We start from the raw sequence: 18,944 nt of genomic DNA, 5'->3' as shown, positions 1-18,944 counted from the left end.
CGTGTACCTGGAAGGCGCGGAACGCCTCGCGCAGGAGTACCCGAACACCCCGGTCCTGTCGGTGCTGCCCGGCAACCACGACGCGACCGTGTTCGACGTCGTCGGCGCGGACATGCTGCGGTTCCTCGGAACGGGAGTGCCGGCCGAAGGCTGACCCGCCGAACGGGCTCACCCGGGCGTGCGCAGGTGCTCGACGAGGTCCGAGAGCTGCCGCTGCCCGGACTCCGCGGCTTGCGCGGCGCGGGTCAGCGCCTGCTCCCGCGCCTCCGGGCCGAGGCACCACTGCCACCACCGGTCGAGGACCGCGCCCGCGTGCCCGTCGCCGCCGGAGATCAGCTCCTCGCTGGAGAGCACCGCGGGCCACTGCCAGGCCACGCCCTGCGCGGACACCTTCCCGCCGCCGGCGACCGGATCCACGGCCAGCGCCGGAACGCCCTGCGCGAGCGCGAAGACCAGGCCGTGCAGGCGGGAGGTCACCACCGCGTCGGCGCGGGCCAGCACCGCCGCGAACTGGTCGACCGTGGAGCACACCCGGGCGTTGACCCGATCCAGCCGCGGATCGATCGGCATCGGCGCGAAATCGGTGCGGGCGATCCAGTTCAGCACGTACCGGTGCACGCTGTCGTGCCTGCGCAGCGAGCCGTACTCGCGGCGGCCGTGGGACACCACGATCGCCGCGACCGGGGTCGGGCTGATCGAGGCGCTCGCGGCGAGGTCCCGCGACGCGGGCAGCAGCGGGCGGTCGCGGGCCAGCACGGAGCCGAAGCCCTGCACGGCGGTGGAGCGCTCGTCGATGACGGTGACGCCGACCGCGGTGCGCCTGCACCGGTCGTAGCGCAGGTGCAGGTCGTCGAGCTGCCTGCCGTGCGCGGGGCCGCCGACGAACACCAGGTCGGTGTACTTGTCGGGGGCCGCGTCGTCGAGGGTCAGCGAGCCGGTGGCCAGCACCGGGCTCCACGCCGTGTCGCACGGAATTCCGGCGGTGGTCAGCGCTATCTCCACCCGGCGCATCGCCGCCACGTCACCGGCGTTGACCTCGGCGTGCAGGAAGCTGGGCCAGCCCGTGATCAGTACCCGCACGTGAGCCCCCTCATCGACGTCCCCGCCTCCCCGAGGTGCCCGGCGGCGGCCTCATCCAACCGCGAGCGCCCCGCATCCGGGGTGAGCTCGCTCGCACTCCGGCGCGGTTTTCCCCCACTCGCGCCACAACCGTGCTCCCGCGCCTCAGCGCCTGCCGGACCAGGACTTTCGGCCGTGTCGCCGTAGTGCCCGGCTGGCAGTATCGGCGACCGCACTGACCACTCGGGGGAGGAAGACTCATGCACGCGAAACCCACGCCACAACAAGCGGATGCGCACGAGCCGACTCCGCAGGAACGGGCGCGGGCGGTGCGCGCCACCGCGCACCACGCGCAGGACGCCGACCAGCTGGCAGAGCTGCTGGACATGCTGGGGCTCGCTCCGGAAGAGGGAAATCCGATACCGCAGGCGAGATCCGGCGGTCCTGCCTCAGCCGCGTGACCCGGTGGTCGCGGCACCGGTCCGAATCCGGTGTCGCGACCGTCCCGGCGGCATCGCTCGCGACCTCCGGGGCGCTCGGCCACTCCGGTGAATTCCCTCGCTCTACGCCGGACCGCTGCGTTAGGTTCCCGTTGAGAGGCAGGGAATGCGGCACTGCGGACGACCGGCGCGAGCGGATGGCGACATGCGAGCTTCTTCGACCTCCGATGCCGGGGGCCCGATCGACGTCGACGCGGTGGTGATCGGAGCCGGGTTCGCCGGGCTCTACATGCTCCACGAACTGCGGTCGCGCGGTTTCTCGGTTCGCGTGCTGGAAGCCGGTTCGGACGTCGGCGGAACCTGGTACTGGAACCGCTACCCCGGTGCTCGCTGCGACATCGAGAGCGTCGACTACTCGTATTCGTTCTCCGAGTCGCTGCAACAGGAATGGGAGTGGTCGGAGCGGTATCCGGCCCAGCCCGAGCTCCTGCGCTACCTCTCGCACGTCGCGGACCGGTTCGACCTGCGCCGCGACATCACGTTCGACGCGCGGGTCACGGCCGCGCACTTCGACGAGGCCGCCGCGTGCTGGACGGTGCACGCGCCCGGACTGCCGCCGGTGGTGAGCCGGTTCTGCATCATGGCGACCGGATGCCTGTCGGTGCCGCAGGTTCCGGAGTTGGCCGGACTGGACGACTTCCAGGGTCCTGTGCACCACACCGGGACCTGGCCGGAGTCCGATGTGGACTTCACCGGCCGCGCCGTCGGCGTGATCGGGACCGGATCGTCGGGGATCCAATCGATCCCGGTGATCGCTCGGCAGGCCGCGCGGCTGACGGTGTTCCAGCGGACGCCGAACTTCTCCGTGCCCGCCTTCAACGGCCCGCTCGACCCGGACGAGGTCCGCGAGATCAAGGCGAACTACTCGCACCGGCGCCGGGCGAATCGGGCCAGCGTGGCCGGCTTGGAGTGGGCCGCGAACGAGCAGCACACCTTCGACGTGGACGAGCACCAGCGGCGCCGCGAGTTCGAGAACCGATGGAGACGCGGCGGTTTCCACCTGCTCGGTGCTTACGCCGACATCAGGACCGACCAGCGGGCCAACGACGAAGTCGCGGAATTCGTGCGCGGCAAGATCCGGGAAGCCGTGCACGACCCGGCCACCGCCGAGGCGTTGCTGCCTTACGAACATCCGCTGGGCTCCAAACGGGTCTGCGTGGACACCGGCTACTTCGAGACCTACAACTACGACCACGTGGCGCTCGTCGACCTCCGGAAGAGTCCACTGGAGACGGTCACGGCGCGGGGCGTGCGCGCGGGCGGGGTGGAGCACGAGCTGGATGCGCTGGTGCTGGCGACCGGGTTCGACGCGATGACCGGGGCGCTCAACCGCATCGACGTGCGGGGCCGGGACGGCTACGAGCTCGCCGAGGAGTGGAGCGGCGGACCGGCCACCTACCTGGGCCTGGGCTCGGCGGGATTCCCGAACATGTTCGTCCTCGCCGGCCCCGGCAGTCCATCGGTACTGGTCAACATGGTCACGGCCATCGAGCAGCACGTGCAGTGGACCGCCACCTGCCTGGAACACCTGCGCCGCAACGGTTACCGCAGCATCGAGGCCACCGAGCAGGCCCAGCACGACTGGGTCGAGCACGTGCGCGAACTCGCGGCCGAGACCCTGTTCTCGAAGGCGGCGTCCTGGTACCTCGGGGCGAACGTCCCCGGCAAGCAGCAGGTCTTCATGCCTTACGTCGGCGGACTCGACGTCTACGAAGAGATCTGCGAGGCGGTGGCCGCCGACGACTACCGCGGCTTCGACCTGGAGTGACCTCGTGCGCCGGATCGGTCACGGGAGTTCGAAGTGCTGGTAGTCCTTGGGGTCGTGCCAGCCGCCGCCCCAGGCCCAGCCCGCTTCGGTGAACACCCGCACGGCGGCGTCGCCCTCGTGCAGCATCCCCGGATCCGTCCGGGTGCGGTCCAGGTAAGGACGCGCCGTGGCGGGCTGGAGTTCACCGTCGGTGCTGATGTACGGGTTGACCAGCGGATTGATGTCGATGGCGCGCCCGTAGGCGTGCTGCGACCAGCTGCCGCTGCCGCTGATGCCGCGGCAGCTGAACGCGGAGGTGTTGTCGTCGCGCATCGACAGCTCGTCGGAGGCGTCCTGGTATTCCCCGGCCGGGCGCATCCGCTCGACGGGGAACCGCAGCTCGTGGAGGCGGGCGAACGCGGCGATGGTCTGCGGCACCCGGTCCTCGTGCACGATGAGCCGCCCGGTGCGCTCGCGGCCGTCCATGCCGACGTGGCTCAGCCGCAGCAGCCGCAACCGGTCCGGGGCGACGGGGCATTCGGGCCGCCAGCTCGGGCCGAGTTCGGCCGCGTCGACCCGGTGCACGCTGGAGGTGAACTCCGGCGCGGGTGCGCTCGCGGGAGGTTGCGGATTTCCGCACTGCGCGGTCGATGCGGCGAGCGCGCACGCGAGCAGCGCGGCGTGGGACTTCCTCATGGCGGCTCCCTCACTTCCCGGTCGACCGCCAGTGTGCGGGTGCGTCGGCGCCGATTCGACCGCTGGGAAAGGAGAAGATCCGCACGAAAGTGGTCATCGGAGGTGTTCTTGTGTTGCGAATGGACAGTCCGCGGTTCACGATCTCGTTGTGGGATCAGCGGTCGCGGAATCCGGAATTCGCAGTCCGGCCCCGAAACGGACGCATTCCGGTGCCGCGACGGTGTTCTGAGCACCAGCGGACGGCCAGGCCCCGAACCGTCGCCGTCGCCGCCGGCCCACCTGTTGGAGAGCGGAGGTCGTGACTCCCGAACGACCTCCGCCTCCAGCGCGCCGGGAATCCCGCTGCGGCGCCACCGGAATCAACCGGACGCGAGCGGAATCGCGGTGGTCTCCCGGAATTCGAGAACCTCGACGTTCAGCCGGACGAACTCGTTCTCGGTGAGTTCATCTCAATTCTTGCGCAGTCCGTCGAACGCGACGGCCACGACCAGGTCCGCGAGTTCCTCCGCGCCAATGCCGCCGCGCGGCCGATACCACTCGACCAGCGAGTTCACCATGCCGAACAGCAGGCGCCCGACGGTGGCGGCGTCGAACTCGGGCCGGAGGTCGCCGTCGCGGACCGCTTCGGCGACGAGGTCGGTGATCAGCTGGTCGAACTCCCGGCGGCGGGCCAGCGCGGCGCGTTCCACCTTGGTGTTGCCGCGCACCCGCAGCAGCAGCGTCACGAACGGCAGCCGGTCCACCAGTACCAGGACGCTGCCGCGCACCAGGTGCTCCAGCCGCTGCACGGCGCTCTCGTCCCGCGCGCGGGCGGCCGTGGCGGTCGCGAACAGCCCGTCCAGCGCCCGGTCGACGGCGAGCCGCAGCAGCTCCTCCTTGCTGGGCACGTGGTGGTAGATGGCGGACTTGCTGATGCCGAGCTTGCGGGACAGGTCCTCCATGCTGGTCCCGTCGTAGCCGCGCTCGTTGAACAGCCGCACCGCCACGGCCAGCAGGGACTCCAGGTCGTAGCCGGGGCGACCGCGCTTGGCGGCGCGCGCCGGTGGTGCCGTCGTCATGCGGTGGATTATTCCAGTACGCAATGTCCGACCGATCATGTCTCCTCGACCTCGGGCGAGTCGGAGGGGCTCACGTTCGGGGCGCGGCGCGCGTCTGCATAGTGGTAAGCGCAGGCGCGGAGAGGGGAGCCGATCATGACGACGGTGCACGCGGTGATCGACACACCGCTCGGGGGACTGACGCTGATCGCCCGGGACGGGAGCTTGGCGGCGATGCACTTCGACGGCGGCAAGCACCCCCCGAAGGAGTTCGGCGAGCGCGCGGACCTCCCGCTGTTCGCCGAGGCGCAGCGCCAGTTCGAGGAGTACTTCGAACGACGGCGCACCGAGTTCGACCTGCCGCTCGCACCGCGCGGCAAGCCGTTCCAGCTCCAGGTCTGGGAACTGCTCAAGGAGATCCCGTACGGCGAGACCCGCACCTACGGCGACCTGGCGCGGCGGCTCGGCGACGTGAACTACTCGCAGGCCGTGGGCGCGGCGAACGGGCAGAACCCGCTGTCGGTGATCGTGCCCTGCCACCGGGTCATCGGCGCCGACGGCAGCCTCACCGGCTACGCGGGCGGGCTGGACCGCAAGCGCTACCTGCTGGCCCTGGAGGAACCGGCCGCGGTGGACGCGGGCAGGCTCTTCTGAGATGACCCCGTTCGAGCGGATCGTCACGGAGCACGGACCGGTGGTGCTGCGGGTGTGCCGGGCCGTGGTGGGCCCGGACGACGCCGAGGACGCCTGGTCGGAGACGTTCCTGGCCGCGCTGCGGGCCTATCCGCGGCTGGACCCGGGAGCCAACGTGCAGGCGTGGCTCGTCACGATCGCGCACCGCAAGGCCATCGACATCACCCGCGCGCGGGCGCGCCGCCCGGTGAGCGTCGCGCACGTCCCCGAACGGCCCGCCGTGGACGGGCTGCCGCGCGAACCCGACCCGGTGTGGGCGGCGTTGCGGGAGCTGCCCGACAAGCAGCGGCAGGCGGTGGCCTACCACCACGTCGCGGGCCTGCCCTACCGGGAGATCGCCGAGCTCGTCGGCGGCAGCACGGAGGCCGCGCGCCGGGCCGCGGCCGACGGCATCGCCCGGCTGCGCGCCACCATCGGCACGGAGGAGGGGAAGTTGTGACGGACCAGGGAGAAGCGCCGGTGCGCGACGACGCGCTGGAACGGCTGCACGGGAGGCTCGCCACCGCCGCCGAGCGGGAAGGACTGCTCGACGTCGCCTACCGCACGGTGGACTCGCCGGTCGGATCGCTGCTGCTGGCCGCGACCGAGCGGGGACTGGTGCGCGTCGCGTTCCCCGGCCAGGACCACGAGGCGGTGCTCGCCGCGCTCGCCGACCAGGTGAGCCCGCGGGTGCTGGCGGCCCCGGCGCGGCTGGACGCGGTCAGCGCGCAGCTCGACGAGTACTTCGCCGGGCGCAGGCACGAGTTCGACGTACCGCTGGACCTCCGGCTGTCCACGGGCTTCCGGCGCGCGGTGCTGGACCACCTGCCCCGCATCGCCTACGGCGGCACGGAGAGCTACGCGCAGGTGGCGGCGGCGGCCGGCAGCCCGCGCGCGGTCCGCGCCGTGGGCACGGCGTGCGCGACCAACCCGCTGCCCGTGGTCGTCCCGTGCCACCGGGTGGTCCGCTCCGACGGCTCCACCGGCGGCTACGCCGGCGGCCCAGAAGCCAAACGGACCCTCCTCACCCTGGAAAGCCGCGGACGGTGAGCTGGAGCCTCGGCGATGTCCTAGCCCGCGGGGCTGTGCGTCGATCGCGGTCCGAGCACGGAACCGCTGAGCCCCGGTGGCCGGGGCGCTGCTCTGCAGGGAAGCGCCGAAGAAGAGGCTCGCCGACGTAACCCACGCGATGGGCATAACTACGGGACGGAGATCAGCTGACGCTTGCGAGGGCACCGAGAGCCCGGGCGATGCGCGGTGTTCGCCCGACTTACACCTCCGGTGACGCACTGCACCGCGGGCCGCCGAACAGCGCGCTGGGGACTTCGACAAGCAGCAGCAACGTCAGCGGACGCACCTGAGCCGATCGACCATGGTGGGAAGCACCTGGCCGTACACCACCCGTACCGGGTGGGCTGGGAGCCGGTCGAGCCCGTCTTGTCCGAGCAGCCGGGCCTGGCTTTCGATCATTTGCGAATCGCCCCGGACTTGACGGCCGGCGCCACCGCGTCCAGCACCGGCCCCAGCGCGTCGGGCGGCGGCGGGGTCTCCAGCGCGGACACCCGCCCGCGCAACTCGTCGACATCGCGCAGCCACTGGTGCAGCGACCGCAGGCGATCAGCGGAATCGGGTCCGACAGCCCGCACTGCGACGTCCATGGCGGTTTCCCAAGTCGGCGTAGGCAGATCACGATCGACCGCAGTGATCGAGTGCCCCGGCAGGACCGGTTTGACGACGTTGGGACGTTCCGCTGATGCGGCGGTGCGATCGGGCCGGGCCTCGATGCCCTGTGTCGGCGCGGACTCCGCTGGTCCGTTCGGGTGACGAGGTGAGGAAGTGGACCTTGGTCGTGCGGGGTCTGGCAGGGTGCGCGCCGTGAGTGTGAAAAGGGGCTCACGGTTCGGTTTCTGTTTGTCTGAGGGGAAAACAGTGCGCGGAGTGCAACGAGGTCTCGTGGTGTTGGTCGCGTCGGTGATGGCGAGCTTCGTGCTGGTGACGCCGTCCGGTGCCGCGCAGGAGGGCTACGACCGTTGTCCGCACGGCTCCTTCTGCTTGTTCTCCGGGGTCGATGGCACGGGCGCTATCGGGATCTTCGAACAAGGTTCGCCTGACCTGCGCCAGCAGGGCGTGGACAACAGCGTGTACTCCTTCTGGAACCGGTCGGCGCGGCAGTTCGAGGGTTTCGACGGGTACGACTACGAAGGTCAGCTGACCCTGCGGCAGGGGGCCTACGGCGTTCCCAAGAACAGCGGCCCGACCGCGGTCCCGACCAGCTCGGCGCGGGTCTCGTGACGGTGGGCTGACAGCGCCGGGCAGGTCTCGAGGCCTGGCTTCGTCGCTCACCCCGGGCGGAGCGGGATCTTGCTCCGCCCGGGGGCGTCTCGCGGACGCCCCCGACTTTGCGAGCAGGGGGGCGTTGTTGCTGCGGATCAGGTGTCCCGCGCGGCCGATGGCAGTGGTGTCGGCGGGTGCGATGGTCCGGGTGAACCTAGGTGTCGCTGCCGTTCGCCTGCCGCCGCCCGTCCGATTCTTCGGCACGTCTCGATCATTCCGGTTGAACTGCGTGGGTCGGCGACGCTCCGGTCTCAGCCGCTAGGCGGCGGAGTGGTCCCGGGGTGGTGGAGGGGATGCCGTGGCGGGCGCTGTTGGGTGGGGCTCTCGCGGTGTCAGTCCGCGCTGGTGGGGGGAGCCGCGCCGGAGACCTGGGCCGCGACGTCGTAGATCTCGGCCTGGTAGTCGAGGATTCGCACGCCGTCGAGGACGGCGCGCACGGCCGCGAGGAAGTTCTCGTCGGCGTTGTGGGCGTCGATGGCGGCTTGGTCGCGCCACCCTTCGATGAGGTGGATCGTGTTCTCGTCGGTGAGGTCTTGCGCGAACACGTAGTACGTGCAGCCGTCCTGCTGGGACGTGGTGGTCAGGTGCGGCAGGACAGCGTCGATGAACGTCGTGCGGTCTTCGGGGTGAACCGTGTAGTAAGCGCTGATGATCTTGCCGGTCGGCGCGTGCTTGGTGTGGGCGATCATGGTTTCGCTACGTCCCTCGTTGTCCGTTCCGCGGGCCGCGAACGGGTTTCGCGGTGCTGAACTCACGCTACGTGATTCTTGTCCGATCGGTCAAAAATGATCCGGCCCCCGCGCCTCCCGGGCACCCTTGCCGCGCGTTCGGGCACGTCGGCGATGACGTGATCGTCTTTCGTGGACTTGGATCGACTCCGGCTCCGCCCATGGCGAGGTGGAGTGACGTGCCTCGGTGCCTCGGTGTCGGGTCAGGTTCGGGAGCCGCGGACCTCCAGGGAGTCGAGTAGTTCCGTGGTGGCTTGCGCGATGGTGTCCACTGCGCGGTCGAAGGCCGCGGCGTTGTGCGCGGCGGGTCGGCGGAACCCGGAGATCTTGCGGACGTACTGCACCGCTGCGGCGCGCACGTCATCGTCGGTGACCTGCTCGGCGTACGGCGGGCGGAGGGTCTTGATGCTTCGGCACATGCCCCGCATTGTCCTCCGTCCACCGCCGATGGCCGCGCCGCGAGAGTCCCGTGCGGCCACGACCGGTTCGCCGGGCAGGTGCCCGATTCGCATGTCGCGGCCGTCGATGTCGGGCACCGAGCCCGATCCCCTCATGCGAGGTCGCGGCGCGGCTCGCCCTCGTAGGCGGCGAGCAGCGGCAGCGGCAGCGGACCCTTGATCCGCGTGCCCGCGGACTTCTCCTCCCACGCGTGCGAGAGGATTCCGACGCTGCGGGACAGGACGAACAGCCCGCGCCCGAGCTCCGCCGCGAAACCGAGCTCGCGGTAGATGATGGCGGTGGCGCCGTCGATGTTCATGGGTACGGGGCGGCTGCGGCCGCGGGCCAGCGCGGCTTCGAGCGCCGTTCCGGCGCGCAACGCCCGGCCGGAGATCTCACCGGCTTCGGCCGCTTCGCCCGCCAAAGCCAGCAGCGGGTCGCGGCGCGGATCTCGGGGGTGGAACCGGTGCCCGAAGCCGGGGACGGGCCGCCGCGCGTTCCGGTGCTCGGCGACGATCCGTTCGGCCGCGGAGTCGGGGTCGGCTCCGCCCGAGATCTCGTCTTCGAGACCGGCGAGCAGTTCCATGCACTGCTGCCCGGCGCCGCCGTGCACGTCCCCGAGGAGGTTCACCCCGGTGGCGACGGCGTTGTTCAGGCCCACTCCGCAGGTGGCGGCCATCCTCGCGGCGGCGATGGACGGCGCCTGCGGCCCGTGGTCGACGGCCGACACGAGCGCGGCCTCCAGGAGCCGCCGCTGGGCCTCGGTGGGCCGCTGCTCGCGCAGCATCAGCCAGATCATGTCCACGAAGGAGACCTGGCCGATCAGCTGCTCCACCGGGTAGCCGCGGAGCAGGATCTCACCGGGACGGATTCGGCTGATCCCGGTGCGCCACCAGCCGGTGACCTCGTCCTCGTACTGCTCGGGGGTGTCGAAGGCGGGGGTGCTCATACTGCTCCTTCCGCGCGCAGCGCGGCGATGTCGGTGGCGTCGTAGCCCAGTTCCGCGAGCAGGGCGTCGGTGTGCTCGCCGAGGAGCGGGGGAGGGCAAGCCGGGGTCGCGGCGGTCCCCTGAACGCGCACGGGGCTGCCGAGGACCCGGAGCGTCCGTTCCGGGTGTTCCGGGAACGGCAGGTCGTGGACGAAATCACGCGCCTCGACCTGCTCTTGGCGCAGCGCGTCCGGAACGGTGAGCACCCGGGCCGCGGGAACTCCCGCCGGAGCCAGCAACCGCTCCCACTCCACCGCCGTGCGGGCGGCGAGCGCCGCCTCAAGCTCCCGGGTCAGCTCATGGCGGTGGACCTTGCGCGCCGTCCGCTCGGCGAAGCGCGCGTCATCGGCGAGTTCCGGGCGTCCCACGACCCGGCAGAGCGCGGCGAACTGGCGCTGCTCGTTGGCCGCGATGTTGAGCAGGCCGTCGGCGGTGCCGAAGGTGCCGGAGGGGGCCGCGGTGACGTTGTCGTTGCCGATGCGCTCGGGCTCCTGGCCGGCGATCAGGTGGTTGGAGACCGCCCAGCCCATCGCCGTGAGCGCCGACTCCAGCATCGACACGTCGAGCATCGTTCCTTCCCCGGTGCGGTCGCGATGCACCAGCGCGGCGGCGATGGAGAACGCCGCGGCCATCCCGCCGAGCGTGTCCGCGACCGGATATCCCGCGCGCAGCGGACCGGATTCCCGGGTGCCGGTGGCGCTCATCATCCCGGACAGCCCTTGCACGATCTGGTCGTAGGCGGGCCGGTCCCGCAGCGGGCCGTCCTGCCCGAAGCCGGAGATCGCGCAGTACACCAAGCGCGGATTCGCCTCGCGGAGCCGGTCCCATCCGAGGTCGAGCCGGTCGAGCACGCCGGGGCGGAAGTTCTCCACGAGCACGTCGGCCTGCTCGACGGCGCGCAGCAGCACCGCACGTCCGCGCTCGCTCTTGAGGTTGACCGTCATCGACCGCTTCCCGCCGTTCTGGGCGAGGAACGAGGCCCCGAGCCGCTGCTCGTTCAATTCGGTTTCGGCGCCGAGCCGCCTGGCGAGATCACCGGTTCCCGGGATTTCGACCTTCACCACGTCGGCGCCCAGCAGCGCCAGCTGGTACGCGGCGAACGGGCCGGCGAGCACGTTGGTCAGGTCCAGGACCCGCACGCCGTCGAGCAGCTTCCCCGCGGGCGGGGCGGGCGTCTCGTTCATGAACCACCTCCGATGAAGCGCAATTCCGACAGCCGGGTGGCCGCTCTGCTCAGCGCGGGCAGGAACGCCGCGACGTTCTCCGCGGTGAAGCGGCTGGTGGGACCGCCGAGGCCGACCGCGGCGACGATCCGGCCGTCGGGGTCGGTGATCGGGGCGGCGACGGCGGATACGCCGTGCTCGCGTTCCCCGTGGCTCACGGCCCAGTCCTGCGCCGCCGCCCGGTCGACGCGCTCCGCGAGGGCCGACTCGAATTCCGGTCCGCGGGCTGCGGCCATGGCCGCGCGGTGCAGCTCCTTCGCGGAGCAGCCCGCCAGCAGCACGTGCCCGGACGCGCCCGCCCACAGGGGCATCGCCTCGCCGATGCGCACCACGTGGCGGAGTTGCTGAGTTCCCTCGTGCTGCGCGACGCACAGGCGGGAGAGCCCCTGCCGGACGTAGATCCGGGAGGACTCGCCGCCCGACTCGGACGACAGCGCGCGCAGGCACTCCACCGCTTCGGGGGGCAACTGCCAGGCGTCGTGCGCCAGCTGCGCCCAGCGCAGCAGTCCCGCCCCGGGCGTGAGGCGGCCGTTCGTGCTGGTCCACAGGAGCCCGTTCTGCTCCAAGGTGGTCACCAGGCGCACGACGGTGGACTTCGGCAGCCCGGTGGCGTCGGTCAGCTCTCGGACGCTGCGCGAGCGGTGCGTTCCGTCGAACAGCGCGAGCAGTTCCAACGCCCGCACGACGCTGCGCACGCCCTCGCCGCCCTCTGCTCCCGTGGGCATCGGCAGTACCTCCTGATCGGCTGGTCGACGCCACCGCGGTCGTGCGTCTCCGCCGGGCTGCTGTATCGGTGGATGGCATTCAAGTGCCACCTGATGGTACGTGCTCATGTCGTCGGGCTGGAGGTCGAGGCTTCGGTGCGGTCGTCGCGCCGGTTGGTCTCGCGGGCCAGTGCGACCGTCACCACCGTGACTCCGCACGTCAGCAGCAGGAACACCACGACGCCGGTGATGCTCTGGTCGAACAGCAGCAGGAGCGAGCTGGCGACCAGCGGAGCGAGCCCGCCGGTGAGCACGGTGCCGAGGTTGTTGGCCACGCCGACCGCGGTGAAGCGGACCTTGGTGGTGAACAGCTCGGCGAAGAACGCCGGTTGGGCGCCCAGGACCGCCGACTGGCCGATTCCCAGCGTCAGCACGAGCGCCAGGCAGATCAGCCAGGTCTGCTCGGAGTCGACCATGCGGAAGAACGGATAGCAGGCGCCCGCCATGACCAGCGCGCCCAGGATGCTCACCGGTCGCCGCCCCCAGCGGTCGGAGAGCCAGCCGAACAGCGGCACCGAGGCGAGTTTCACGACCGACACGACCATGATCCCGGTGAGCACCGGAGCGGTGGCGAGTCCGGCGTTCTCGGCGTAGGCGACGGAGAAGGTGCCGAACACGTAGTAGCCGGTGTTCTCGGCGGCCCCCGCGCACATCACGATGACCATTTCCTTCGGGTACTTGCGCCATGCTTCGACGAACCGGCTCCGCGCGAGCCGATCGCGCCACGGCGCCCGCTCGGGGGTGTGCGGGTTCTCGGCGGTTTCGCGGGCCTGGCGCGCGAGTTCCTGCTGGAAGTCCTGGGTTTCGTCCAAGGAGCGGCGCACCCACAGGCCGAACAGCGTGAGCACCGCGCTGAACAGGAACGGGATTCGCCAGCCCCAGTCGAGGAACGCCTGCTCGGACAAGGTCGTCGATGCGAGGGCCATCGCGCCGGTGGACAGCAGCGTCCCGGCGCCGGTGCCGATCGCCGGGAGGCTGGAGAGCAGTCCGCGCCATCGGGGCGGCGCGTTCTCGAACAGCAGGATCAGCGCGCCGGTCTTCTCGCCGCCCGCGGCGAAGCCCTGGACGAAGCGCAGCACGGTCAGCAGCAGCGGAGCCGCCAGGCCGATCGTGGCGTAGCTCGGCAACAGCCCGATCCCCGTCGTGGCGATGCCCATCAGCAGCAGGGTGACGACCAGGACGTGCTTGCGCCCCTTGCGATCTCCGAGCTCGCCGAAGTAGGCGCCGCCGAGCGGGCGGCCGAGGAAGCCGATGGCGAACGTGCCGAACGCGGCGATCGTCCCCACCAGCGGATCGCCGTTCGGGAAGTACAGCTTGTTGAACACCATCGACGCGGCCGTCGCGTACAACGCGAAGTCGTACCACTCCACCGTCGTGCCCAGTACCGCAGCCGAGATCACCCGCGGTTGGAACGCCGGGCGCCGGCTGGTTGACGTGCTCATGGAGACTCCCTTGTCGCCGATGTGCCATCTAGTGGCACAGATGTCCCGCTTGGCGGTTGAGGGATGCTAAGAGTGGACGCCTCGTCTGGCAAGACCCCGCCGACCCGGCGGCCAGGCCATCGTCCCCGCGCGTTCCAGGCCTGTCGCCGAATTTCCCCCTCCCTTCGTCGGTTTCGCGAGAAATCGGCGCACACCTGGGAGAACGACGCCACGGTCGTGGAGCCGATCACGGTGTGACGCCGGAGTTCACCGGCTCGGGGCGCGCGGTGGTGGTCGTGCCGGGAACCGGCGAGGTGCTCCTGTGGCGAGAACATCAGTTGGTGCCGGATTCTGGCCATCGGTTCGCCGGCGGTGGTAGCAGTGGATTCGGCTCCTTCCCGAGCCGTCGTCGACGAACAGGTTCCCGCCATGCACACCGTTGCCGTGCTCGCCCTCGACCCGGTCGTCGCGTTCGACCTGTCCATTCCGGTCGAGGCCTTCGGTCGTGCCCGGCTGCCGGGCGGGTCCGCCGCCTACGACGTCCGGGTGTGCTCGGTGTCCGGCGAGGTCAGCGCGGGGGCGTTCACGCTGCGCACTCCGTGGGGGCTCGACGGGCTCATCGGCGCGGACACGGTGGTCGTGCCGGGTCAGGCGGACGTGACGGTCCCGGTGCCGGGGGTGGCGCTCGACGCGCTGCGGTCGGCGGCGGCGCGCGGCGTCCGCATCGCCTCGATCTGCGTGGGCGCGTTCGCGCTGGCCGAGGCGGGTCTGCTGGACGGGCGGCGGGCGACCACGCACTGGATCGGCGCGGGCGAGCTGGCCCGCAGGCACCCGCTGATCGAGGTCGACCCGGATGTGCTCTACGTCGACGAGGGGCCGATCCTCACCTCGGCGGGAGCGGCGGCGGGCCTGGACCTGTGCCTGCACATGATCCGCCTGGACCACGGTTCGGCGGTCGCCGCCGACTCGGCGCGGCTCGCGGTGATGCCGCTGGAGCGCGACGGCGGGCAGGCGCAGTTCATCGTGCACGAGCCGCCGGCACCGGACGGGGCCAGCGTGCAGCCGTTGCTGTGCTGGCTGGAGGACCACCTGCACCTGCCGCTGACCTTGGCCGACATCGCGGAGCGCGCCGCGCTGAGCAGCCGCACGCTCAACCGGCGGTTCCGGGAGCAGACGGGGACGACGCCGTTGCAGTGGCTGCACCGGGCCCGGCTGCGTCGGGCGCAGCACCTGCTGGAGACGACGGCCCACCCCGTGGAGCGCATCGCCGAGCAGGTCGGTTTCACGTCGCCGACCACGTTCCGGGACCGGTTCAAACGGGTCGTCGGCACCAGCCCCGCCCGCTACCGCCAAGCCTTCCGGGGTGGTGCTCCGGAGCGGGAGCCGGTCGGCGTCTGAGCTCGGACGCGGTTCCTCCGCGGTCGGCTGGGAGTGTCAGGGGTGCGGTCTACCGTCGGTGCGGAATGGCGACGAGGGGGTTTGTCATGACGACGACGGGCGCGGGAGAACGGGCGGAACTGCTGGGCATGCTCGCCGAGCAGCGCGACGCGTTGCTGCTGACGGTGCGGGGGCTCAGCGACGAGAGCGCGGCGCGACGCAGCACGGTCAGCGAACTCACCCTCGGCGGGCTGGTCAAGCACGTCACGGCGGTGGAACGGGAGTGGACCCGCACGCTCCGGGGGCAGCTGTTCCGGGAGGAGAACGCGGCCGACGAAGGCAGGGCGAGCCTGCGGATGCAGCCGGGCGAGACGCTGGTGGAGCTGATCGACGACTACCGGCACGCGGCCCGCGACACCGAACGCGCCGCGACCGAACTGTCCTCATTGGACGTTCGGCTTCGATTACCCGAGGCGCCCTGGCTCCCGCCGGGCGCCGAGTGGTCCGCCCGGCACGTGCTGGTGCACCTGATCCGGGAGACCGCGCAGCACAGCGGCCACGCCGACATCATCCGCGAGAGCATCGACGGCGCCAGCACCACGCGGCAACTCGGCGCGGAATGGGGGTTCGCCTAGGAACCCTGCCGCGCGAGTTGAATTCCGCCGCCCGGCCCGCCACACCAGGACGGACTCCGACACGGGCGCTCAGCGGTCTTCGATGGCGTCTCGGACGAAGCGGGCGCGATCGTCGACGGGCGCCTTCGGCAGTTCCACCAGGTCGTAACCGTATTCGGCGTAGGTCTCGGCCATGACCTCGCAGGTGCGGCGGGCCACTTCCGGTGACTGCGCGCGTTCCTCGTCGGTGCGGTAGATCTCCGGCCAGGGCGGGGCGAGGAAGACCCGCCGCTCGTAGCGGAGGTCCCGCGCGGCGGCGTGCACGTGCGCGGGCACGGCAAGCCCTTCGACGCGGAGGTACCCGGCGATGTCGGGCAGGCCGCGGTCGAAGAGCACGGTGCCACCGGCGGCCGACCGGTAGTTGCGCAGTTCCCAGCACAACATCAGCTCCGCGAACAGCGCCCGATCCGCCCACGGCAGCGCCGCGCCGCCCACGGCGAGCTGATCGCGGATGACACCGCGCCCCGCCTCCTCGGAACGGGCGTACCCGGCGGCGCCGAGCCGGTCGAGCAAGGTGCTCTTGCCGGAACCGGGCCCGCCCGTCACGACGATCCGCCGCACCCTCGCCACGTCGTCCTCCTCCCCGCCCGGTCCGTCCGGACGATCCGATCACCACCGGGGCCGCGCACCGGCCGGAACCCTTGCAGGGTTCTCGGGCACCGGCGGGAAATCGCGGCCCGCGGCGCTTGACTTCGAGTTCGCTGGAACTTCTAGCGTGGATCCGGATCGGGCGGCGCCGGTCGCCTCCGCGAGCTCCCACCGCCCTGCTCGCGGTGGCGCGGTTCCGCCCGATCTTCCCGCGAAACCTGGAGGACATCATCATGGACCACACCGTTCCCATCGCCACGTTCGAGGAGAGCTACGCGGCGGGCGACCCGCCGTGGGTGATCGGCGCACCACAACCCGCCGTGGTCGAACTGGAACGTTCCGGCGCGTTCGGGGGAGCGGTGCTCGACGTCGGCTGCGGCACCGGTGAGCACACGATCCACCTGGCCCGCCTGGGGTACGACGTGCTGGGCGTCGACTCCTCCGGCAACGCCGTGGACCGGGCCCGCGCGAACGCGGCGCGGCAGGGCGTCGAGGCCCGGTTCGACGTCGCGGACGCGCTGCGGTTCGGGGGAGCGCCCCGGTTCGACACGATCCTCGACAGCGCCCTGTTCCACGTCTTCGGCCCCGAGGACCGGGTCGCCTACGCGCGTTCGCTGCACCGGGCGAGCGCACCAGGTGCCGTGCTGCACGTCCTCGCGCTGGCCGACGTCGAAGACAGCATCGGGCCGACGGTGGCCAGGGGCGACTTCGACACCGCGTTCGCCGACGGCTGGGACCTGGAAGAGGTGAACACCACGAGTTACCGGGGAATCGCCTCCGGCGACAGCGCCCGCCGTCTCGGCGTCGAGGACGGCCGGGTCGTCGATTCGGCGGCGTGGCTCGCCCGAATTCGCCGCCGCTGAGCGAGCTGGAACGTCCCGCCTCGGGGGTCGGGGCGTTCCAGCGCTGGTCGGCTCAGGACGGACGGCACTGCAGCGGTTCGTCCAGGTTCGCGCAGGGAACGTGGCTGCGCTGTTCGCGGATGATGTCGCTGCCGACCTGGGTGGTGAGGTAGCGCAGGAAGCTCGCGGTCAGCGAATGCGGTCGCGGTTCGTCGTAGGTGTAGGCGTATTCGGTCTCCCAGAACGGGTACGCGCCATCGTTGGCGCCGTCGGTCGTCGGCTCCTGGCCGTCGATGCGCACCAGGGACAACCGGCCTCCCTCTTGGGCCGTTCGCGCCGTGCCCGCCTCGGCGTAGCCGATCGCGCCGTCGACGTCGGAGACCGCGTTGATGGCCTCGGTGGTGCTGGACCGCTCGCACCGCACCACGGTCGCAGGGGCGTCGGGGAGGCGATCCTCGCAGTTGCGGGAGTTCACGGGCGAACCCCAGGCCCCGTCGAGCACTCGCTCGGTCAGGGCCGTGCGGGTCCCGGAATCAAGATCTCTCGTGACCAGGCGGACCGGGAGGTCCGCTCCGCCGACCTGCTCCCAGTTGTCGATGCGGCCCGCGTAGAGATCGCGGATCTGGTCGGCGGTGAGGTCCTGGACCTCGGCTTCCTCGTTGATCACCAGGCTGAACAGCGACAGCGCGATGGGGCGCGGTATCAGCATCGGCATGTCGTCCGGCTTCTTCCCGTCGGAGAACGAGATCATCTCCGGATGCCCGTCCTGCGCCGCGTCGCCCGCGGCGGTGAGCGTGGTCAACCCGCCACCGCTGTCGCTGAAACTCGACTTGATCTTCGCCTGCGGGCAACTGTCCACGTAGGACTTCGCGGCCGCTTCGCCGACCGCCTTGAACGCGCTCGACCCGGTGAGCGTCAGTTCGCCCTGCGCGCATTCGAGCGAACCGCGGGGCGTCAGCTGCGCGACCGCGAGCTGCCCGAGCACGATCAGCACGAGGAAGAACACCAGCGCGAGGATCCGCCGGGGCGCGCGGCCGTGGTTGCTGGTCTCCCGGATGGCGCCGGTGTCCACGCCGCCGCGGATGCCGCCGACCACCTTCGGCTCCGCTTCGGCTTCGGCGTCGGGCGCGTGGTCCAGCGCGGCGAGGACCTTGTAGTGCGCGCCCCGGTTCAGCGGCACCTTGGGCAGTTCGATCACGTCGTCGTGGACGTGCAGCCCGGAGTTCGGGCCGAAGGAGGGGCGCAGGAAGTCGCTGCTGAGCTCGGTGACGACCATGCCCGCGACGTGGCGGCCGGGGAAGTGCACCCGGATGCCGACCTTGTCGTCGTCGAGCACCGAGTAGTCCTCGGGCACGATGTTCGTCGCGCCGTCGTTCTCGATGCGCAGCAGCACGAAGGACGGCGCGACGAGCGGTTCGCCGTCCCCGTCCCGCCGCAGCTGCTGGAGCGCGCCGGTCGTCTCGTACATGGAGTGCACGGCGTCGGTGGCCGTGGTGTCCATCTGCACCCGGTAGCCGAGCCGCTTGCGGCCCACGACCGCGAACTCGTACAGCGCCAGCCCGATGGGCACCAGCACACCGAGCGCCGCCAACGCTATTTCCCAGGGAAAATCGCTCACGATCGGCTCCCTCACCACCATCAACGCGTGGAGCCGAAACTAGGGGCGACGTGTGCCTGCCGGGGCTGGGAACCCGATCGTTCAGGGATCGTTCATCGGCCCGTGGGTGATCGTCCGTGCTGAATCCGCTTCGGCTCGGCGAACGGCGTGCCTCCGCCGAGCCGTGCGCATCTCCCCGGCGAGAGCAGGAATTCGGCGATCGGACCGGTTCAGCGCGTCGGCGGAGGAACCGTGCAAC

At 71.1% G+C, this 18,944-nt stretch carries 21 protein-coding genes; 9 read left to right on the top strand and 12 right to left on the bottom strand.

The window, feature by feature from the left end; translation table 11 throughout:
* Nucleotides 1-168: 168 nt before the first annotated feature.
* Nucleotides 169-1,080 (bottom strand): polysaccharide pyruvyl transferase family protein, encoded by a 912-nt coding sequence (locus ACWD38_RS07385; RefSeq protein WP_450123589.1) that lies wholly within the window; start codon nucleotides 1,078-1,080, stop codon nucleotides 169-171.
* 239 nt (nucleotides 1,081-1,319) lie between these two features.
* On the opposite strand from ACWD38_RS07385, the gene ACWD38_RS07380 reads away from it, so the two are divergent.
* Complete coding sequence (locus tag ACWD38_RS07380) at nucleotides 1,320-1,520, top strand: hypothetical protein (RefSeq protein ID WP_184478940.1); 201 nt, start codon at nucleotides 1,320-1,322, stop codon at nucleotides 1,518-1,520.
* A gap of 184 nt (nucleotides 1,521-1,704) precedes the next feature.
* The gene (locus tag ACWD38_RS07375) at nucleotides 1,705-3,327 is read left to right on the top strand and encodes a flavin-containing monooxygenase (RefSeq protein WP_184478941.1); all 1,623 of its coding nucleotides are present in this window, start codon (nucleotides 1,705-1,707) and stop codon (nucleotides 3,325-3,327) included.
* Nucleotides 3,328-3,345: 18 nt separating this feature from the next.
* Here the strand turns inward: ACWD38_RS07375 and ACWD38_RS07370 are convergent, their stop codons facing one another.
* Nucleotides 3,346-4,002: a M15 family metallopeptidase gene (locus tag ACWD38_RS07370; protein ID WP_184478942.1), complete on the bottom strand. Its 657-nt coding sequence runs from the start codon at nucleotides 4,000-4,002 to the stop codon at nucleotides 3,346-3,348.
* Nucleotides 4,003-4,451: 449 nt separating this feature from the next.
* Nucleotides 4,452-5,060, bottom strand: a complete 609-nt coding sequence (locus ACWD38_RS07365) for a TetR/AcrR family transcriptional regulator (RefSeq protein ID WP_184478943.1) — start codon at nucleotides 5,058-5,060, stop codon at nucleotides 4,452-4,454.
* A 135-nt stretch (nucleotides 5,061-5,195) separates the two neighbouring features.
* Between ACWD38_RS07365 and ACWD38_RS07360 the strand changes: the two genes are divergently transcribed.
* From ACWD38_RS07360 to ACWD38_RS07350, 3 genes are read left to right on the top strand one after another with little or no spacing between them, the layout of a single operon-like run.
* On the top strand, nucleotides 5,196-5,693 hold the full coding sequence (locus tag ACWD38_RS07360) for a methylated-DNA--[protein]-cysteine S-methyltransferase (protein WP_184478944.1): 498 nt from the start codon (nucleotides 5,196-5,198) through the stop codon (nucleotides 5,691-5,693).
* A 1-nt stretch (nucleotide 5,694) separates the two neighbouring features.
* The gene (locus ACWD38_RS07355) at nucleotides 5,695-6,171 is read left to right on the top strand and encodes an RNA polymerase sigma factor (protein ID WP_450123588.1); all 477 of its coding nucleotides are present in this window, start codon (nucleotides 5,695-5,697) and stop codon (nucleotides 6,169-6,171) included.
* Nucleotides 6,168-6,761 carry a methylated-DNA--[protein]-cysteine S-methyltransferase gene (locus tag ACWD38_RS07350; RefSeq protein ID WP_450123587.1) on the top strand — a complete coding sequence of 198 codons (594 nt, stop codon included), beginning with the start codon at nucleotides 6,168-6,170 and terminating at the stop codon, nucleotides 6,759-6,761. Before ACWD38_RS07355 ends, ACWD38_RS07350 begins: the two co-directional genes overlap by 4 nt.
* 416 nt (nucleotides 6,762-7,177) lie before the next feature.
* On the opposite strand, the gene ACWD38_RS07345 is transcribed toward ACWD38_RS07350, so the two are convergent.
* Nucleotides 7,178-7,369, bottom strand: coding sequence for an effector-associated constant component EACC1 (locus ACWD38_RS07345; protein WP_450123586.1), 192 nt, complete (start codon nucleotides 7,367-7,369; stop codon nucleotides 7,178-7,180).
* 295 nt (nucleotides 7,370-7,664) lie between these two features.
* Here ACWD38_RS07345 and ACWD38_RS07340 point away from each other — a divergent pair, with 295 nt between their 5' ends.
* Entirely contained in the window at nucleotides 7,665-8,003 is a 339-nt protein-coding gene (locus tag ACWD38_RS07340) for a peptidase inhibitor family I36 protein (protein WP_221315783.1), read from the top strand.
* A gap of 374 nt (nucleotides 8,004-8,377) precedes the next feature.
* Here the strand turns inward: ACWD38_RS07340 and ACWD38_RS07335 are convergent, their stop codons facing one another.
* From ACWD38_RS07335 to ACWD38_RS07310, 6 genes are all read right to left on the bottom strand, one after another.
* Entirely contained in the window at nucleotides 8,378-8,734 is a 357-nt protein-coding gene (locus ACWD38_RS07335) for a putative quinol monooxygenase (RefSeq protein WP_184478948.1), read from the bottom strand.
* Nucleotides 8,735-8,976: 242 nt separating this feature from the next.
* Nucleotides 8,977-9,192 carry a DUF2277 domain-containing protein gene (locus ACWD38_RS07330; RefSeq protein WP_184478949.1) on the bottom strand — a complete coding sequence of 72 codons (216 nt, stop codon included), beginning with the start codon at nucleotides 9,190-9,192 and terminating at the stop codon, nucleotides 8,977-8,979.
* A gap of 131 nt (nucleotides 9,193-9,323) precedes the next feature.
* Nucleotides 9,324-10,160: a citryl-CoA lyase gene (locus ACWD38_RS07325; protein WP_450123585.1), complete on the bottom strand. Its 837-nt coding sequence runs from the start codon at nucleotides 10,158-10,160 to the stop codon at nucleotides 9,324-9,326.
* Nucleotides 10,157-11,383 (bottom strand): CaiB/BaiF CoA transferase family protein, encoded by a 1,227-nt coding sequence (locus ACWD38_RS07320; protein WP_184478951.1) that lies wholly within the window; start codon nucleotides 11,381-11,383, stop codon nucleotides 10,157-10,159. The genes ACWD38_RS07325 and ACWD38_RS07320 overlap by 4 nt, the downstream gene beginning before the upstream one ends.
* The gene (locus tag ACWD38_RS07315; RefSeq protein ID WP_184478952.1) at nucleotides 11,380-12,147 is read right to left on the bottom strand and encodes an IclR family transcriptional regulator; all 768 of its coding nucleotides are present in this window, start codon (nucleotides 12,145-12,147) and stop codon (nucleotides 11,380-11,382) included. The genes ACWD38_RS07320 and ACWD38_RS07315 overlap by 4 nt, the downstream gene beginning before the upstream one ends.
* A 104-nt stretch (nucleotides 12,148-12,251) precedes the next feature.
* A complete protein-coding gene (locus tag ACWD38_RS07310; protein ID WP_450123584.1) occupies nucleotides 12,252-13,628 on the bottom strand; it encodes an MFS transporter in 1,377 nt (458 codons plus the stop codon).
* 408 nt (nucleotides 13,629-14,036) lie between these two features.
* Here ACWD38_RS07310 and ACWD38_RS07305 point away from each other — a divergent pair, with 408 nt between their 5' ends.
* Nucleotides 14,037-15,005: a GlxA family transcriptional regulator gene (locus ACWD38_RS07305; protein ID WP_450123583.1), complete on the top strand. Its 969-nt coding sequence runs from the start codon at nucleotides 14,037-14,039 to the stop codon at nucleotides 15,003-15,005.
* A gap of 86 nt (nucleotides 15,006-15,091) precedes the next feature.
* Nucleotides 15,092-15,619, top strand: coding sequence for a DinB family protein (locus ACWD38_RS07300; protein ID WP_450123582.1), 528 nt, complete (start codon nucleotides 15,092-15,094; stop codon nucleotides 15,617-15,619).
* A 69-nt stretch (nucleotides 15,620-15,688) separates the two neighbouring features.
* Here the strand turns inward: ACWD38_RS07300 and ACWD38_RS07295 are convergent, their stop codons facing one another.
* Entirely contained in the window at nucleotides 15,689-16,228 is a 540-nt protein-coding gene (locus ACWD38_RS07295; RefSeq protein WP_184478956.1) for an AAA family ATPase, read from the bottom strand.
* A gap of 251 nt (nucleotides 16,229-16,479) precedes the next feature.
* Between ACWD38_RS07295 and ACWD38_RS07290 the strand changes: the two genes are divergently transcribed.
* Nucleotides 16,480-17,109 carry a class I SAM-dependent methyltransferase gene (locus ACWD38_RS07290; protein WP_450123581.1) on the top strand — a complete coding sequence of 210 codons (630 nt, stop codon included), beginning with the start codon at nucleotides 16,480-16,482 and terminating at the stop codon, nucleotides 17,107-17,109.
* A 52-nt stretch (nucleotides 17,110-17,161) separates the two neighbouring features.
* On the opposite strand, the gene ACWD38_RS07285 is transcribed toward ACWD38_RS07290, so the two are convergent.
* The gene (locus ACWD38_RS07285; protein WP_450123580.1) at nucleotides 17,162-18,706 is read right to left on the bottom strand and encodes a substrate-binding domain-containing protein; all 1,545 of its coding nucleotides are present in this window, start codon (nucleotides 18,704-18,706) and stop codon (nucleotides 17,162-17,164) included.
* Nucleotides 18,707-18,944: the final 238 nt, after the last annotated feature.

The organism is Saccharopolyspora sp. NPDC002578 (genome assembly GCF_053592695.1).
Note: the sequence above shows the minus strand (reverse complement) of the source record. Positions and strands in the feature narration are given on the sequence as shown.

Excerpts from the sequence above, each read along its gene's own strand:
- ACWD38_RS07360 (WP_184478944.1), top strand. The coding sequence starts at position 5,196 with ATGACGACGGTGCACGCGGTGATCGACACACCGCTCGGGGGACTGACG.
- ACWD38_RS07330 (WP_184478949.1), bottom strand. The coding sequence starts at position 9,192 with ATGTGCCGAAGCATCAAGACCCTCCGCCCGCCGTACGCCGAGCAGGTC.
- ACWD38_RS07300 (WP_450123582.1), top strand. The coding sequence starts at position 15,092 with ATGACGACGACGGGCGCGGGAGAACGGGCGGAACTGCTGGGCATGCTC.
- ACWD38_RS07335 (WP_184478948.1), bottom strand. The coding sequence starts at position 8,734 with ATGATCGCCCACACCAAGCACGCGCCGACCGGCAAGATCATCAGCGCT.
- ACWD38_RS07325 (WP_450123585.1), bottom strand. The coding sequence starts at position 10,160 with ATGAGCACCCCCGCCTTCGACACCCCCGAGCAGTACGAGGACGAGGTC.
- ACWD38_RS07315 (WP_184478952.1), bottom strand. The coding sequence starts at position 12,147 with ATGCCCACGGGAGCAGAGGGCGGCGAGGGCGTGCGCAGCGTCGTGCGG.
- ACWD38_RS07305 (WP_450123583.1), top strand. The coding sequence starts at position 14,037 with ATGCACACCGTTGCCGTGCTCGCCCTCGACCCGGTCGTCGCGTTCGAC.
- ACWD38_RS07290 (WP_450123581.1), top strand. The coding sequence starts at position 16,480 with ATGGACCACACCGTTCCCATCGCCACGTTCGAGGAGAGCTACGCGGCG.
- ACWD38_RS07365 (WP_184478943.1), bottom strand. The coding sequence starts at position 5,060 with ATGACGACGGCACCACCGGCGCGCGCCGCCAAGCGCGGTCGCCCCGGC.
- ACWD38_RS07370 (WP_184478942.1), bottom strand. The coding sequence starts at position 4,002 with ATGAGGAAGTCCCACGCCGCGCTGCTCGCGTGCGCGCTCGCCGCATCG.
- ACWD38_RS07355 (WP_450123588.1), top strand. The coding sequence starts at position 5,695 with ATGACCCCGTTCGAGCGGATCGTCACGGAGCACGGACCGGTGGTGCTG.
- ACWD38_RS07380 (WP_184478940.1), top strand. The coding sequence starts at position 1,320 with ATGCACGCGAAACCCACGCCACAACAAGCGGATGCGCACGAGCCGACT.
- ACWD38_RS07375 (WP_184478941.1), top strand. The coding sequence starts at position 1,705 with ATGCGAGCTTCTTCGACCTCCGATGCCGGGGGCCCGATCGACGTCGAC.
- ACWD38_RS07310 (WP_450123584.1), bottom strand. The coding sequence starts at position 13,628 with ATGAGCACGTCAACCAGCCGGCGCCCGGCGTTCCAACCGCGGGTGATC.
- ACWD38_RS07345 (WP_450123586.1), bottom strand. The coding sequence starts at position 7,369 with ATGGACGTCGCAGTGCGGGCTGTCGGACCCGATTCCGCTGATCGCCTG.
- ACWD38_RS07320 (WP_184478951.1), bottom strand. The coding sequence starts at position 11,383 with ATGAACGAGACGCCCGCCCCGCCCGCGGGGAAGCTGCTCGACGGCGTG.